Genomic DNA, 13,219 nt, shown 5'->3' on the forward strand with positions numbered 1-13,219 from the left:
CCATGGCCGACGTGGCCATCGTCTTTCACTGGTCGCCCGGTGACATGGACAGGCTCAGCGTTTGCGAGCTGATGGACTGGCGCGAGCGAGCGCGGATCAGGAGTAGTAGCAATGGCAAATGACCTGCGTCTGCGGGTGTTGCTGGATGCAATCGACAAGGCCAGCGCCCCGCTCAAGCAGATCAGCAAGGGCAGCCTCAAGACAGCGCGCGAACTCAAGGCTGCCCGCGACCGCCTCAAGGAGCTGAACGCCCAGCAAAAGGACGTCAGCGCCTGGCGTACCCAGATCACGCAGTCCCGACAGACTGGGCAGGCCCTGGATGCCGCGCGTGCGAAGGTCCGCGCCATCACCCAAGAGATGGCCGCCACGGGCGCGCCGACCAAGTCCATGGCCAGCAGCATGCGCACCGCCGTCCGTGAGGCGCAGCGGCTCAAGACGGAACATCAGCAACAGGCCGAGAAGCTCCAGCTACTGCGCACCAAACTTCACGGCGCCGGTATCAGTACCCGCGACCTGGGTAACCATGAGCGCACGTTGCGCGAACAGATTGGCGCTACGAACAAGGCCATCAGTACCCAGAGCCGGCGTATGGACGAACTGGCCAGCCGACAGGCGAAGCTGGCCAAAGCCCGTGCACACCTCGAAAAAGCCCAGAGCCAGAGCGCCAAGCTGGCCGGCATGGGCGTGGCGGGCATTGCCGGAGGCAGCGGAGCCCTCTACGCGGGCGCGAGAATGATCGGCGCCGGCGTCCAGTTCGACAGCGACATGAGCAAGGTTCAGGCGCTGACCCGCCTGGACAAGCAGAGCCCCGAGCTGGCGGCGCTGCGTGCCCAGGCCAGGCAACTGGGCGCCGAAACCATGTTCAGCGCCACGGATGCCGCACAAGGTCAAGGCTACTTAGCGATGGCGGGCTTCGACCCAAAATCCATCCGCGAGGCCATGCCCGGAATGCTCGACCTGGCCAAGGCCGGCGACACGGGTTTGGCAGAGACCTCCGATATCGCCTCGAACATCCTCACCGGCATGAACCTCAAGGCCGCCGACATGGGCAGGCTCGGCGACGTGCTCGTCGGGACCTTCACCCGCTCGAACACCAACTTGGCCATGCTCGGCGAAACCATGAAGTACGTCGCCCCGGTAGCGTCCAGCGTTGGCCAGGACATCGAGACCGTTGCAGCCATGGCGGGCAAGCTCGGCGATGCCGGCATCCAGGGCAGCATGGGCGGCACAGCGCTGCGCGCGATTCTCGGTCGCTTGAGCGCCCCGCCGAAGTCGGCGGCCAAAGCCCTGGAACAACTGGGCGTGAAGGGCAAGGACGCCCAAGGCAACCTGCGCGACATGCCGAGCATTCTCAAGGAGATCTACGAGAAAACCCGCAAGATGGGCAGCGCCGACCGCGCCGGGATCCTGAAAGACATCGCGGGGGATGAAGCGGTCGCCGGGATGCAGGTGCTGGTTGCGCAAGCTGGAACGGGACAGCTGCAGAGCTTTATCCAGACCCTGAAAAAGACGCAGGGTGAAGCACAGCGCACAGCCAAGATCATGGGCGACAACCTGACCGGCGACCTGGATGAGCTTTCCAGCGCCTGGGAAGACCTTGGCATTCAACTGGAGGAGCAGCAGGACGGCCCGCTGCGCAGCATCGTCCAGACCCTGGCCCAGGTTGTCGGCTCGATCAAAGGCTGGATCGTGGAGAACCCGGCGCTTTCATCCGGCATCGTGAAGGCCGCTGCCGGCATCGCTGTACTGGTGGCGGCAATGGGCGGCCTGACCTTGGCGCTCGCGAGCATCCTGGGGCCGTTCGCGATGGTGCGTTTCGGCATGGCACTTTTCACCGTGAAAAGCGCCGGCATGTTCGCTGTTGTCGGGAAGTTGATCTCCGTTCTCAGTGGCGGCCTGCTGACCGCAATTCGTACCGTGAGCATTGCCCTTTGGGGGCTGGCCATGAACCCGGTGGCATTTGCCATCACCGCTGTTGTGGCTGCGCTGGCAGGTGCGGCTTACCTGATCTACCAAAACTGGGACCAGGTCAAAGCGTATTTCACCAATGCATGGGCGGAGATCCGTTCCGACTTCGACAGAGGGGTCGGCGGCATTCTCAATATCCTCGGCAACTTCAACCCTGTCGGCCTGGTGTACCAGGCTTTCGCAGCGGTGATGAACTACTTGGGCTTCGAACTGCCGACGCGCTTCACCGAGTTCGGCAACATGATCGTCAACGGCCTGGTCAACGGCCTGATGTCTGGCCTGGGGCAGATCAAGGACGCCGTGTCCGCCCTGGGCGACTCCACCATCGGCTGGTTCAAGGAGAAGCTCGGGATTCACAGCCCCTCCCGCGTGTTCGCCGAACTGGGCGGGTTTACCACCGAAGGCCTTGCCATGGGCCTGGACGACGGCGTCAAGGCGCCGCTGGAGGCGGTCAACCGCATGGGCCAGCAGCTGACGAACGCCGGTACATTCGCGTTCAAGGGCACACTACGGGAGTTCAACGGCGGTGGCCCGCTTGCCGCTGGTGGCACGCCCATCACCATGGATGACCGTGCCCCCCTGGGCGCAGCACCGTCCGCGAGCTACTACAGCCACGACATCTACGAGATCAACATCCATCCCTCTCCAGGCATGGACCCGCAGGCTATCGGCCGGGCGGTCCGCGCCGAGCTGGCCCGCATCAACAGCGAGAAGGCCGCCCGCCAGCGCAGCCGCCTTACCGACCAGGAGTAACCCGCCATGATGCTCGCCCTGGGCATGTTCGTCTTCAGCCTGCACACCCTGGCTTACCAGGAGATGCAACGGCAAACCGAGTGGCGCCATGCCGCCAGCAACCGTATCGGCGCCCAGCCGTCACGGCAGTTCCTCGGCCGTGGCGAGGACTCCATCACCCTCCCCGGCCTTCTGCTACCGGAGCTGGCCGGCACCCCGTCGGCGCTCGATGCCCTGCGGCACATGGCGGACACTGGCAAAGCCTGGCCCCTGGTCGAGGGAACCGGCCGCCTGCTGGGACTGTGGGTGATCGAGAGCCTCAGCGACAACCGAACGCTGTTCTTCCGGGACGGCGCCGCGCGGCGCATCGACTTCACCCTCAACCTCAAGCGCATCGATGACGGCCGCATCGATATGCTCGGCGCCGGCATCGCGGGCGGTGTGAACATCTTGAGGCAGCTGCTGTGATCGAAGCCGCCATCGCCAAGGTCACCGGCTTCCTGCGGAACACCTACGACGGGCTGCAGCGCGATGCCGCGTATCCGGTGCCGGCGTTTCGCATCACCGTCAACGGCAGCGATATCGCGCAACTGATCAGCCCGCGCCTGATGAGCCTGCAGCTCACCGACAACCGCGGCCTCGAAGCGGACCAGCTGGACCTGACCCTCAGCGACCACGACGGGCTGCTGGTGATTCCCCCGCGCGGCGCCGTGGTGCGCCTGTGGCTGGGTTGGAGCGACACCGGCCTGGTGGACAAGGGCAGTTACATCGTCGACGAGACAGAACACAGCGGCGCGCCGGACGTGCTCAGTATCCGGGCCAGGTCGGCGGATCTGCGCAAAGGCCTGAAGACCAAGCGCGAACGCAGCTGGAGCGCGACCACGCTGGGCGAAGTCCTGGGCGACATCGCCCAGGGCAATGGGCTCACCGCGACGATCTCCGGTGCCCTGGATGGGTTGGCCATCCCCCAGCTCGACCAGGCCAACGAGTCCGATGCGAACCTACTGACGCGCCTGGGCGAGGACTTCGACGCGGTGGCCACCGTGAAAGCCGGCTGCCTGGTGTGCATGCCGGCCGGCGGCGGCAAGACCGCCAGCGGACTTGACCTGCCCCACATCACGCTCACCCGCGCCGACGGCGACCAGCACCGGTTCCTGCAGGCCGACCGCGACAGCTATGACGGTGTGCGGGCCTACTACTACGACGTGAACAGCGCCAAGAAACAGGAGGCCATTGCCGGCGGCGGCGAAAATCTCAAGGACCTGCGCCATACCTACAGCGACCGGCAATCTGCCCTGCGCGCCGCCCGGGCAGAGCTGAACCGGCTGCAGCGCGGCGCGGCCACGCTCAGCTATGCGCTGGCCAAGGGGCGGCCGGACCTGATCCCGGAGCTGACGTATACGCTCCAGGGGGTGAAGTCGGAGATCGATGAGATCATTTGGTACGGCGGGAACGTCCAGCACAGCCTGACGGCTGAGGCCGGCTACACGATGAATCTGGAGTTAGAAAGCAAGCTGCCAGAGGACACGGTCGACGGCCTGCTCGAGTACGGTGTACGCGGTAAGATAAAGTACACGGGGGTCATTGCGTTCTATCGCGACAAGGACACAGGGAAAGAAAGATTAGTTACTGCAGGTGATCAGACCAGGCCAAAGCACCTGCGACATGTATATGTAAATGAAAAAAATGCTCGACGAGCAGCTGAGCGAGCGCTGAAATTATTAGCTTTCGACTAAAAACCGCATCACAAAAACTCATCATCAGCCGCTATTAAAACAGGGTCAGCCTCTTTCCCTTAGTTCTCTAACACGCTTAATCACGTATTGACCAAACAGAGGATGGGAAGCTACACCTCTCAGCGCGTCCTTACTTTCGAAAGCACGAAATACCCCAGAGCAAACCCCATCTTCATCCAAACCTTTAAACTTCTGATACGCCGCAGCCATGGTCGCATTTGTACTTAAAAGCAGTCTGCTATCACCCACTTCCGCGAGAATCTGAACCAAGACTTCTCTCCATGTACGCGGATCAACTTCCTGAACGCTTACCGTTTCAAAAATCCAAATCCAGTAATCATTACCACGATGGGAGAATTCGACTGCCTTGTGCGGCGAAGAAAAATAATCATGCTGATATATTTTTTCCCCAACGGCAAATGGTGGATAAGGTGCCGTTGATGTCTTGTAGTAGCGCACCACCTCAGAATTTTCGACTTGAGCACAAATTATCGGAGCATCCAAGGTCTTGAAAATCTTGATAAATGCGGCATCGCGCGAAGCCTTAGAGTCAGCTATCACGTCTGCCAGAAACTCATCAAAGTCCTCCACTTCATATTCGGAAAACTTCTCAGCCAACCAATCCGATGGAAGAAGCAATTCAGCAGCAAACCGATTTGCCTCTCCCTCCATTATGCCATACTCGTACTCATCATCTGCGTCAAGATGAGAAACAAAAGTCCCAATATGCCAGGGTATTATAATATGCCCCAACTCATGAGCCAGAGTGAAACGCTGACGCGCTCTAGATATCGACTCATTTATCATAACCGATGGCTTATGCTTCCCATCAATCCCGACAGTTACGCCGTCAGCACTGAATGGAAACTCACAGTACTGAAGATCACCATAATTGGAAACCAGCTCATCAAGATCATATGGCGGCTTCAACCTATGACGTTTCAATATCCGCGCAGCCATCACTTCTTCAGGACGCATACAACCCCCTTAAAGCTTACCAATTTTTCTTAACCAAGCCTCTAATTTTTTTACCTCTTCTTTACTCGAAGCCCTAGCTGCGAGCCTTGTTGAGTCGCAATCAATTTCTTCTTGTAGAGAGCGCCTATTTCTTCGCGCCGAAATTATGTAAGGCAGAACAGAGGGAGTCGTCATCCAGAAACCATACTCATCACGGGTCATACCAAGATACTGATAAAGTTCCTGTCCAACTCCGGCCGTCCCATCGTGCCATTCATCAACGAAATCATCGATCTCATCAAGAAAAGCATAACCTGCCAAGCAATCATCTATAAAAGACATATACACCTCATCAAACCTTGATTTTTCGCCCTGGCTTGGCGTCTTTAATATACTCACCATTTACAGCATCAATCGCACCGAGATGCCGCCCCCTGCTGTTAAATACTTCAATTTCACCATGTAGAGAATCCCAAGTATAGTAAATCTTCTCCAGAGAATCGAAATATACTTGCCTGTCGCCATCCACATGGGATTTAGCAAACCTATCCAAGTAACACGGCCTTGGCTTTGGTACTCCGCCCATAACCCTCCCACTCCGTCATCTACGGTCAGCCCCGGATTGCTCCGGGGTCTCTAATTGGCGCTAACCTCGTTGCTCATGGCCCCCAGGTCAACAAATCTATCGATCCCGCGTCTGCGGCTCCGACGTTATTCTATCCCTTGCACTGGCTGCTAATTAACGCCTCCAATATACGCAGAATATCTTGCTGTTGTGTTTGATTCAGTTGGCGTATCAATTCAATGAAGGTGCGCTCCAGCTGCGTAATATCTTCCATGTTGCGTACTCCGATTTCGTAATGGTCGTCTGGCACCGGCGGTACCAAATAAGACAACCGGGAGTTCCGCATTGTCTGCATGCATACGCATGTCACCAGCTCCTACACAGGTTATCCTTTAACCGTCCTTGTGTGATCGCTCGCTGTTTCCTGTGGGAATTTTGGGCTGCAGTGTCATGTAGAGACCATTCTCACCCCAGCCCTGCAAGGTACCGTCAGCACTCATGACGTAGTACTCACCGAAATCATTATCTGGCGTCTCCAGTCGGAGCGTTCCATCCGGCAGTCGCTTGGCTAGATATTCCTCACGATTTTTTCCGGCGCCGGCAAAAACCGAATCGATATAGTACTTGCCGTTCATGGTGTAGAGCACCATCAGATGGCCCAAGGCCCCATCTCGCAGCCAGACACCTTGGGCGGTTTGATAGTCGGAAAGATCCCGATTCGTGAGCGTTTCATAATCCGCCGCACTCAGCGCAATAACATTACCTTGGTACTGAGGCTCAAAGCTGGCATTCGCCCAATAGCTACCAAACGTCTGCCCACGGACGCGAAATCCGATGTACGTCTTATCAGCACCTACATCAGAGTCATCACGAATCTTTTTCGAGACCTCAGCCAACTCCGTGTCAGTCAGCCGTCGCGATAGCAGTACTTCGACTTTCCGCGGCCGCCCTTCACGCGACTCATCTTTCACAATCTCGTATTCGTACCCAGGCTTTATCGCCTGAGTAGTACCCGCCACTTCTGCCGTTTTGGGCTCAACGATTCCGGTAGACACTGCAATGCCAGCCACCAGCAGTGATGCCATCCAACCGGCCGTGCAACCAAGTAAGTGACGGGCTATGAATCCGCGTCCGCTCTTACGCAGCAGCTTCACCAGCCACCACCAGATCCCGACGAACACAGCCAGCGAAACCAACCCAATTATTCCATCCATTTCCATCATCCTCGACAAACACTGGCCACCATGGCCAGCTCACCGCGTCCGTGCGTGCCCTTGCCAACAGCGGCAAGAGGTTAATCCAACTTCAAGCCCGCTCGTTCGCCACCGCAAACGCCGAAGCCATACGCACCAAGATGGCCAGGTCAGAGCCATTGATCTTCTGAGCCAAGTGCAACAATTCAGCCCCCTCCGGGCTGAGTTGGTCAGCATGAGCAGGCAACCGCACTCCCGTAACGACGTACAGGACATCTACCCCTCGATCAGCAGCAGCTGCCAGGTAGCGCGCATCAGGGCTTCCCGAGCCCTTCTCATAGTTGATCTGTGTGGTTTTCCCCACACCACCTACTGCCGCCAAGTCAGTCTGACTGAGGCCCAGGCGCGACCTTTCTTCCTTCAGCCGATCGCCGATGGTCATATTTTTTGAACCTCAATCATTGACAGGTCCAAATACTTGAACCAATATCACTACGTCATCACACGAAATCACACGAATTTGAACTATGCACGCCACCTACGCACCCGAGCAAGCGTGCCAGGCCGCTAGACAACGCCTGGAGATGCAAGGAATCACTGCCAAGGATTTCGCCATCCAGAACGGCCTTCATCCCTCCACCGTGTACGCCGTGTTGAACGGGCAGAAGAAATGCTCGCGCGGCGAAGCACACCGCGCCGCTGTGCTGCTCGGTATCAAGAACGCCGAAGCCACAAGCTAGGCCGCGTGGCTCAAGGAGGAAACCAGAACATGAAACGTCCAGTTCTAGAAACCCTTCGCCAGGTGGTCAGCGCAGTGATCTGTGCCTTCCCTGGCGGTCGCGAGAGTGCGGCGGCACGGCTCGGCTACGAGTTGAAGCGGTTCGACAACCACGTCTACGAAAACGCCGGCAGCCGGCCCCTTACCTATGACCAGATCCACCAGCTGGAGACGGATACCGGTACGACCCTGCTGCCGGAGTTCATCGCTCACCTGTACGGCGGCATGTTCGTACCTCTGGCCCACCCGGACACACTGGACAACGTCGACCTGTACAGCCGCGCGGTGAACAGCGCAGCCAAGCGCGGGATCGTCGACCAGATCATCCACAAGGCCCTGGAAGATGGCGTGATCGAGCATGAGGAAGCCAAGGCCATCCTGGCGGCGCATAACCGCTACCTGGCGGCTCGGCAATCCGAGGTGCTGGCCACCATCCAGCTACACAGCCGAGCAGTGACGCACTGATGGGCATGTTGAAGCAAAAGGTTCAGTCCTTGCCTAGGCGAGATTTGATCTCTTTCAGGGCTGTAGTCACATCGTCTACGGCAAAACGGATGTCCTCGCCACGCACCCAAAGCCCCTGTACCTCATGGTGCTCATTGCCATTGGCCACCAGGTTTGTCCCTTCTCGTCCCTCCCTGACCTTGATCAGCGCTTCGTATCGCTCGGTCAAGCGGCGGGCTAATCGTTCAACTTCATTTTTGCGGGTGTGAAAAGCCATGAATGATCTCCTTGAAAAAAACCGAAAGCTGCTGCTCGAGATGCTTGAGAAAGCACAACAGCGACTGGACACCCTAAAGAAAACGGTCAAGACCGCCAACGATGGGATGGCTGGCTCAGACATTCGCATGGGGATCGACGATGTCATCACCCCGCTGAAAATTGCCTTCGAAGTTGCCGAGCCAATCTGAGCATGAGCACCTACAAGCTCGTATGCCCGCACTGCGCAAGCAAGATGCGCATCCGCACCAGTGAGGGCACGCACATTTTCCTCCGGGTCGCCTACCTGCAGTGCGTCAACGAGGCCTGCGGCTGGTCGGTCCGTGCGCAGTTTGAAATGACCCACGAAATGAGCCCCAGCGGCATGCCGAACCCGGCGGTGCAGCTACCCGCCGCGCCTGTGGCCATGCGCCGCCAGGCCATGAAGACCGCCACCGATCACCCCGATCTGCTTGACCAACTGGATGAGGTCGTAACCGCATGAACGCCATAGCCCTGCACAGCAACCCCGCAACCGACTACCGCGCCGCCATGCAGCAGGCGGCGGTGGCCTTCCTGTTCCGCCATCGCGGCGAGCACCTGACCGGCGACGACCAGGTGCTGGAGAACTGCGCTCGTTACTTGGCTCATTCGCTGGAGGTGCCCCAGCACCTGGTGCCGCGGATCGCCGAACTGGCGGTCGCGGAATTCGAGGGGCTTACCACCAAGCGTTTGACCATCCTTGGCGTGTACCCGGGCAGTGGCCTCTTCCGGCCGGTGCTCTGGGTGCTGGACACCCGAACCCAACAACGCCACCCGGTACCGGCGCGCTACCTGCCCGCCCGCCTGCTGAAACCCCGCGACACCTCGAAGTAACCCTGTAACCACCCCTACCGTATGCCCGCACTGCGTGGGTAAGGGTGAACTGCACTCAACTGGTGGCAGAAATGAGCAAAATCACCATTCAACTGATGTTCGACGAGCAGCTGGCCAAGCAGTACCTGCTGTGGCTCAACGCCCAGTTCGACACCACCATGGCGGAGGTCTGGTACTCGGACCGCTACCGCAACGTGCCTGCCGGCATGCGCGCGCCCCACGTGGTGCGGGACATCCCGCACCTGCTTGGCATCAGCCGCACGCGCCGTGAGCTGCAGAAGCAGCTGGCGGGCCATGGGGAGCGTGTGCAGTGAACCGCAAGCCGATGGAAGAAAGACTGCGCGCCGATGTCCTGCGGCGCCTGCAGGATGACTACGGGCTGAAGCCAATCAACGGCACCAAGTACCTGCGCAAGGGCACGTGCCCGAGCTGTGGCAAGAAGGAGCTGTACTCCCGCCAGGACGAACCCTGGTTCATCAAGTGCGGGCGGGAAAGCAAATGCGGCGAGCAGTGGCATGTGAAAGAGCTGTACGACGATCTGTTCGACGACTACAGCAAGCGCTATCCAACCTCTGTAGAGACGCCGCATGCGTCTGCTGACGCGTACCTGAAGAATGCGCGCGGTTTCGACCTGGAGCTGTTGAAGGGTTCGTACACGCAAGACAACTACTGGGATCGCCTTCTTGGCATTGGCAGCGCCACCGTGCGTTTCCCCCTGGAGCACGGCGGATTCTGGGAGCGCCTGATCGATCAGCCGCACCGTTTTGGCAAGAAGAAGGCGCGATTCGCGCCGGGTCAGTCACCGCGCGGGTACTGGTGGTGCCCACCCTGTGTCGACCTGACCACAGTGGACGAACTGTGGATCGTCGAGGGCATCTTCGACGCCACCGCACTGGTGCATAACAAGGTCGATGCGGTGTCCGCCATGAGTTCAGGCGCCTTCCCGTTCGAGTCGCTCAAGGCGCTGGCCAAGCAACGCACCGAGGCCGGTCAGAAGCTGCCTCGCCTGGTGTGGGCGCTAGACAATGAACCAGGCGCTCACCGGTACACACGCAAGCATGCCGCGATGGCGCGGGAGCTGGGCTACAGCTGCCAGGCAGCACAGATCCCACAGCAAGGGCGTAAGGTCGACTGGAACGACTTGCACCAGCGCTGGCACTTCATCGACGCCGACAAGCGTCAAGAGCAGATCGATAAAGACCTGCGCGAAGCGCGGTACCACGGCAGCCTGCTGCTGGCCGACAGCGCCGCAGAGAAAGGCGTGCTGATGTATGACTGGCGCGAGCGCCACGAATTTCACTTCTCATTCGAGAACCGCTTGTACTGGTTCAAGATGGACGTGGAGAAATTCACAAAGGCACAGCAGCAGCTGGAGGAATCAGAGCGCCAGGAAGACCAGGTGCTCACCGACCGTCAGCGCCGGGACAAGGCATTGCGGCAGTGTGGCGCGGTGATCGAAATCGCCAACTGCAATCCCCAGGCTCTGTACTTCCAGCGCAACGAGGTGACAGACGAGTCCTGGTACTACTTCCGCGTGGACTTTCCGCACGACGAACCGAGCGTGCTGAACACCTTTACCGGCGGCCAGGTCGCAGCGGCCAGCGAGTTCAAGAAGCGGCTGCTGGGTATGGCGGCCGGCGCAGTGTTCACCGGCAGCGGCTCCCAGCTCGACCGGATCATGCAGCAGCAGTTGTTCGGGCTGAAAACCGTCAAGACCATCGACTACGTCGGCTACAGCAAGGAGCACGGCTGCTACGTGTTCGGTGACCTGGCGGTGCGCGGGGGCGTACTGGAGAAGGCGAACGCCGAGGACTATTTCGAATTCAAGGGCCTGCGCCTCAAGACACTGCAGAAGTCGATCAAGCTGGAGATCAACCAGGATGCGTCGGCCTACCGGCCAGAATGGTTCAAGTGGCTATGGACCTGCTTTAACACCCAAGGGGTGGTCGCCCTCGCCTTCTGGTTCGGCTCGCTGTTCGCCGAGCAGATCCGTGCCGAGTTCCAATCGTTCCCGTTCCTGGAGGTGACTGGCGAGGCCGGCGCCGGCAAGTCCACGCTGCTGATGTTCCTGTGGAAACTGCTCGGGCGGCAGGACGAGGAAGGCGACGACCCGATCAAGATGACCAAGGCCGGCCTGCGCCGCTGGTTGAGCCAGACCTCAGGCATGCCCGTGGTAATGCTGGAGGCCGACCGCAGCGATGCCGAGACAGGGGCTACCAAGTCCTTCGACTTCGACCAGTTCAAGCCGCTGTTCAACGGTCGCGGCCTGGGCCTGACCGGTGTGAAGAACGGCGGCAACGACACCAACGCCCCGCCCTTCCGCGCCACCCTGGTGTTCAGCCAGAACGCCCCCGTGGTCGCGTCCGAGGCGATCCTCACCCGGATCGTGAAGCTGCACTTCATGCGCCCCGAGGTTACCAACGACAGCCGTTCGGCCGCTGACAACCTCAACCACCTGCAGGCCAGCGAAGTGAGCCACTTCCTGCTGATGGCCGCCAAGGCTGAGCTGCAAGTCATGGAGACCTTCCGTGCCCAGGTGAAGCTGCACGAACAAGCCCTGCGCGAACAACGCGAGATCCGCATTGAGCGGATCATCAAGAACCACGCCCAGATGATGGCCCTGGTCGACGCGCTGCGGGTCGTAGTGCCCATGAGTGACCGCCAGCACGAAGCCACCCAACGCGAGCTGCGCGCCATGGCCGTCGGCCGCCAGCACGCGGTGAACGCCGACCCGAAGGAAGTGGCCGAGTTCTGGGAGGTGTTCGACTACCTGGAGTCGCTCAGCGACGAGCCGGTGGTGGATCACAGCAAGAACGCCGAGCTGATCGCCATCCACCTCAACGAGTTCTGCGAGCGCGCGGCCGAGCACAAGCAGAAGGTGGCCGACGCCACCACCCTGCGCAACCTGCTGCGCAACAGCAAATCGCGCCCCTTCATCAGCAACAACCACGCCGTCGACAGCGCCGTGCGTGCGGCATTCAACAACCGCACCACGGCCGTGAACCTGCGCCCCACCACCGTCAAGTGCTGGACCTTCAAGGCCAGCTGATTCAGCCCGGCGCGGCAACGCCGGGTACAACCCCAAGGAGAAGCAACATGCAAAACACCAAAGCTGCTAACCGCGACGAGTTGTTCGATGCCCTGGTGCGCTACCAGGAGGAGCGGCCAGCGATCCGTGACGCCGGCACCAAGGCCCTCGCCCGTCTGGTGCCCGTGGCACTGCGCGACTCCGGCCAGAGCCGGGTGATCGGCCGCTTCCTGCTCGGCCTGTACAACGCCCAGGCGTATCCCTTTCAACTGACCGACCTGCGCAGCCTGGACGCCGGACTGTTCGATGACTGCATGGCAGTGCTGCGTCTGGACAACTCACCGGAGCAGGAGGTGCACGAGTACCTGCCGCGCGGGCAAATGATCTTCAACCAGTTGCGCGAGTACTGGGGATGAAGTGGCAGGCCAAGCGCAATGCGGACGGCCAGGTCATCCCGCGGTGCTGGGTGACCGACAGCGGCTACACCGTGGCCGAGTGCCGATTGCCCCACACCCGTTTCCCCATCACGCGACCAGGCGCGGCGCAGCCGTTCGCCTATGCGAGTGACCGGGATGCGGTGGTGAGGGAGATCGAGAAGGACATGCAGGCCGTCGCGGCCGGCGTGTGAAGCAGTGAAGGAAGGCGCCAGGGAGCGGCAACTCCCCGGCGCCGAACCAACCCCAAGGA

General features: G+C 60.0%; 19 protein-coding genes. 13 read left to right on the top strand and 6 right to left on the bottom strand.

All coding sequences use genetic code 11. The annotated features are described in order from the left end of the window. Positions 1–2 precede the first annotated feature (2 nt). The 4 genes from K2O50_RS16270 to K2O50_RS16285 are packed head-to-tail and all read left to right on the top strand — an operon-like array spanning position 3 to position 4,436. Positions 3–122, top strand: a complete 120-nt coding sequence (locus K2O50_RS16270; RefSeq protein WP_220689858.1) for a GpE family phage tail protein — start codon at positions 3–5, stop codon at positions 120–122. Next, on the top strand, positions 112–2,721 hold the full coding sequence (locus K2O50_RS16275; RefSeq protein ID WP_220689859.1) for a phage tail tape measure protein: 2,610 nt from the start codon (positions 112–114) through the stop codon (positions 2,719–2,721). Before K2O50_RS16270 ends, K2O50_RS16275 begins: the two co-directional genes overlap by 11 nt. A gap of 6 nt (positions 2,722–2,727) precedes the next feature. Next, complete coding sequence (locus K2O50_RS16280) at positions 2,728–3,168, top strand: phage tail protein (protein ID WP_220689860.1); 441 nt, start codon at positions 2,728–2,730, stop codon at positions 3,166–3,168. Further along, a complete protein-coding gene (locus K2O50_RS16285) occupies positions 3,165–4,436 on the top strand; it encodes a phage late control D family protein (protein WP_220689861.1) in 1,272 nt (423 codons plus the stop codon). Before K2O50_RS16280 ends, K2O50_RS16285 begins: the two co-directional genes overlap by 4 nt. Positions 4,437–4,481: 45 nt before the next feature. Here the strand turns inward: K2O50_RS16285 and K2O50_RS16290 are convergent, their stop codons facing one another. The 5 genes from K2O50_RS16290 to K2O50_RS16310 form a co-directional block, all read right to left on the bottom strand. Then, complete coding sequence (locus K2O50_RS16290; protein ID WP_220689862.1) at positions 4,482–5,414, bottom strand: ImmA/IrrE family metallo-endopeptidase; 933 nt, start codon at positions 5,412–5,414, stop codon at positions 4,482–4,484. Positions 5,415–5,423: 9 nt separating this feature from the next. Continuing rightward, complete coding sequence (locus K2O50_RS16295; protein WP_220690039.1) at positions 5,424–5,795, bottom strand: hypothetical protein; 372 nt, start codon at positions 5,793–5,795, stop codon at positions 5,424–5,426. Beyond that, positions 5,746–5,979: a colicin E3/pyocin S6 family cytotoxin gene (locus K2O50_RS16300; protein WP_220689863.1), complete on the bottom strand. Its 234-nt coding sequence runs from the start codon at positions 5,977–5,979 to the stop codon at positions 5,746–5,748. Before K2O50_RS16300 ends, K2O50_RS16295 begins: the two co-directional genes overlap by 50 nt. Before the next feature lie 371 nt (positions 5,980–6,350). Next, positions 6,351–7,172 (bottom strand): zinc ribbon domain-containing protein, encoded by an 822-nt coding sequence (locus tag K2O50_RS16305; RefSeq protein WP_220689864.1) that lies wholly within the window; start codon positions 7,170–7,172, stop codon positions 6,351–6,353. A gap of 91 nt (positions 7,173–7,263) precedes the next feature. After that, positions 7,264–7,593: a helix-turn-helix domain-containing protein gene (locus K2O50_RS16310; RefSeq protein ID WP_220689865.1), complete on the bottom strand. Its 330-nt coding sequence runs from the start codon at positions 7,591–7,593 to the stop codon at positions 7,264–7,266. An 85-nt stretch (positions 7,594–7,678) separates the two neighbouring features. Here K2O50_RS16310 and K2O50_RS16315 point away from each other — a divergent pair, with 85 nt between their 5' ends. Together K2O50_RS16315 and K2O50_RS16320 are read left to right on the top strand one after the other, a co-directional pair. Continuing rightward, on the top strand, positions 7,679–7,891 hold the full coding sequence (locus tag K2O50_RS16315; protein ID WP_125930269.1) for a DNA-binding protein: 213 nt from the start codon (positions 7,679–7,681) through the stop codon (positions 7,889–7,891). Between the two features lie 29 nt (positions 7,892–7,920). Then, positions 7,921–8,394, top strand: coding sequence for a YmfL family putative regulatory protein (locus tag K2O50_RS16320; protein WP_220689866.1), 474 nt, complete (start codon positions 7,921–7,923; stop codon positions 8,392–8,394). A gap of 22 nt (positions 8,395–8,416) precedes the next feature. Here K2O50_RS16320 and K2O50_RS16325 read toward each other — a convergent pair whose 3' ends face one another. Further along, the gene (locus K2O50_RS16325) at positions 8,417–8,650 is read right to left on the bottom strand and encodes a hypothetical protein (protein WP_220689867.1); all 234 of its coding nucleotides are present in this window, start codon (positions 8,648–8,650) and stop codon (positions 8,417–8,419) included. Between K2O50_RS16325 and K2O50_RS16330 the strand changes: the two genes are divergently transcribed. From K2O50_RS16330 to K2O50_RS16360, 7 genes are all read left to right on the top strand, one after another. Beyond that, on the top strand, positions 8,649–8,840 hold the full coding sequence (locus K2O50_RS16330; RefSeq protein ID WP_220689868.1) for a hypothetical protein: 192 nt from the start codon (positions 8,649–8,651) through the stop codon (positions 8,838–8,840). The two genes, K2O50_RS16325 and K2O50_RS16330, sit on opposite strands and share 2 nt — an antisense overlap. A 2-nt stretch (positions 8,841–8,842) precedes the next feature. Continuing rightward, on the top strand, positions 8,843–9,133 hold the full coding sequence (locus tag K2O50_RS16335; protein WP_197866087.1) for an ogr/Delta-like zinc finger family protein: 291 nt from the start codon (positions 8,843–8,845) through the stop codon (positions 9,131–9,133). Next, positions 9,130–9,504, top strand: a complete 375-nt coding sequence (locus K2O50_RS16340; RefSeq protein WP_220689869.1) for a hypothetical protein — start codon at positions 9,130–9,132, stop codon at positions 9,502–9,504. The genes K2O50_RS16335 and K2O50_RS16340 overlap by 4 nt, the downstream gene beginning before the upstream one ends. A gap of 71 nt (positions 9,505–9,575) precedes the next feature. Beyond that, positions 9,576–9,818, top strand: coding sequence for a hypothetical protein (locus K2O50_RS16345; protein WP_197866085.1), 243 nt, complete (start codon positions 9,576–9,578; stop codon positions 9,816–9,818). Positions 9,819–9,829: 11 nt separating this feature from the next. Continuing rightward, complete coding sequence (locus K2O50_RS16350; protein WP_220690032.1) at positions 9,830–12,553, top strand: toprim domain-containing protein; 2,724 nt, start codon at positions 9,830–9,832, stop codon at positions 12,551–12,553. Between the two features lie 47 nt (positions 12,554–12,600). Then, entirely contained in the window at positions 12,601–12,948 is a 348-nt protein-coding gene (locus K2O50_RS16355; protein WP_220689870.1) for a hypothetical protein, read from the top strand. Further along, the gene (locus tag K2O50_RS16360) at positions 12,945–13,160 is read left to right on the top strand and encodes a hypothetical protein (RefSeq protein ID WP_220689871.1); all 216 of its coding nucleotides are present in this window, start codon (positions 12,945–12,947) and stop codon (positions 13,158–13,160) included. The genes K2O50_RS16355 and K2O50_RS16360 overlap by 4 nt, the downstream gene beginning before the upstream one ends. Positions 13,161–13,219: the final 59 nt, after the last annotated feature.

Source organism: Pseudomonas sp. 2hn (genome assembly GCF_019646095.1).
Taxonomy (GTDB): domain Bacteria; phylum Pseudomonadota; class Gammaproteobacteria; order Pseudomonadales; family Pseudomonadaceae; genus Aquipseudomonas; species Aquipseudomonas peradeniyensis.

Excerpts from the sequence above, each read along its gene's own strand:
- K2O50_RS16360 (WP_220689871.1), top strand. The coding sequence starts at position 12,945 with ATGAAGTGGCAGGCCAAGCGCAATGCGGACGGCCAGGTCATCCCGCGG.
- K2O50_RS16345 (WP_197866085.1), top strand. The coding sequence starts at position 9,576 with ATGAGCAAAATCACCATTCAACTGATGTTCGACGAGCAGCTGGCCAAG.
- K2O50_RS16310 (WP_220689865.1), bottom strand. The coding sequence starts at position 7,593 with ATGACCATCGGCGATCGGCTGAAGGAAGAAAGGTCGCGCCTGGGCCTC.
- K2O50_RS16280 (WP_220689860.1), top strand. The coding sequence starts at position 2,728 with ATGATGCTCGCCCTGGGCATGTTCGTCTTCAGCCTGCACACCCTGGCT.
- K2O50_RS16325 (WP_220689867.1), bottom strand. The coding sequence starts at position 8,650 with ATGGCTTTTCACACCCGCAAAAATGAAGTTGAACGATTAGCCCGCCGC.
- K2O50_RS16340 (WP_220689869.1), top strand. The coding sequence starts at position 9,130 with ATGAACGCCATAGCCCTGCACAGCAACCCCGCAACCGACTACCGCGCC.
- K2O50_RS16315 (WP_125930269.1), top strand. The coding sequence starts at position 7,679 with ATGCACGCCACCTACGCACCCGAGCAAGCGTGCCAGGCCGCTAGACAA.
- K2O50_RS16295 (WP_220690039.1), bottom strand. The coding sequence starts at position 5,795 with ATGGTGAGTATATTAAAGACGCCAAGCCAGGGCGAAAAATCAAGGTTT.
- K2O50_RS16330 (WP_220689868.1), top strand. The coding sequence starts at position 8,649 with ATGAATGATCTCCTTGAAAAAAACCGAAAGCTGCTGCTCGAGATGCTT.
- K2O50_RS16350 (WP_220690032.1), top strand. The coding sequence starts at position 9,830 with ATGGAAGAAAGACTGCGCGCCGATGTCCTGCGGCGCCTGCAGGATGAC.
- K2O50_RS16355 (WP_220689870.1), top strand. The coding sequence starts at position 12,601 with ATGCAAAACACCAAAGCTGCTAACCGCGACGAGTTGTTCGATGCCCTG.
- K2O50_RS16300 (WP_220689863.1), bottom strand. The coding sequence starts at position 5,979 with ATGGGCGGAGTACCAAAGCCAAGGCCGTGTTACTTGGATAGGTTTGCT.
- K2O50_RS16270 (WP_220689858.1), top strand. The coding sequence starts at position 3 with ATGGCCGACGTGGCCATCGTCTTTCACTGGTCGCCCGGTGACATGGAC.
- K2O50_RS16320 (WP_220689866.1), top strand. The coding sequence starts at position 7,921 with ATGAAACGTCCAGTTCTAGAAACCCTTCGCCAGGTGGTCAGCGCAGTG.
- K2O50_RS16335 (WP_197866087.1), top strand. The coding sequence starts at position 8,843 with ATGAGCACCTACAAGCTCGTATGCCCGCACTGCGCAAGCAAGATGCGC.
- K2O50_RS16275 (WP_220689859.1), top strand. The coding sequence starts at position 112 with ATGGCAAATGACCTGCGTCTGCGGGTGTTGCTGGATGCAATCGACAAG.
- K2O50_RS16290 (WP_220689862.1), bottom strand. The coding sequence starts at position 5,414 with ATGCGTCCTGAAGAAGTGATGGCTGCGCGGATATTGAAACGTCATAGG.
- K2O50_RS16305 (WP_220689864.1), bottom strand. The coding sequence starts at position 7,172 with ATGGATGGAATAATTGGGTTGGTTTCGCTGGCTGTGTTCGTCGGGATC.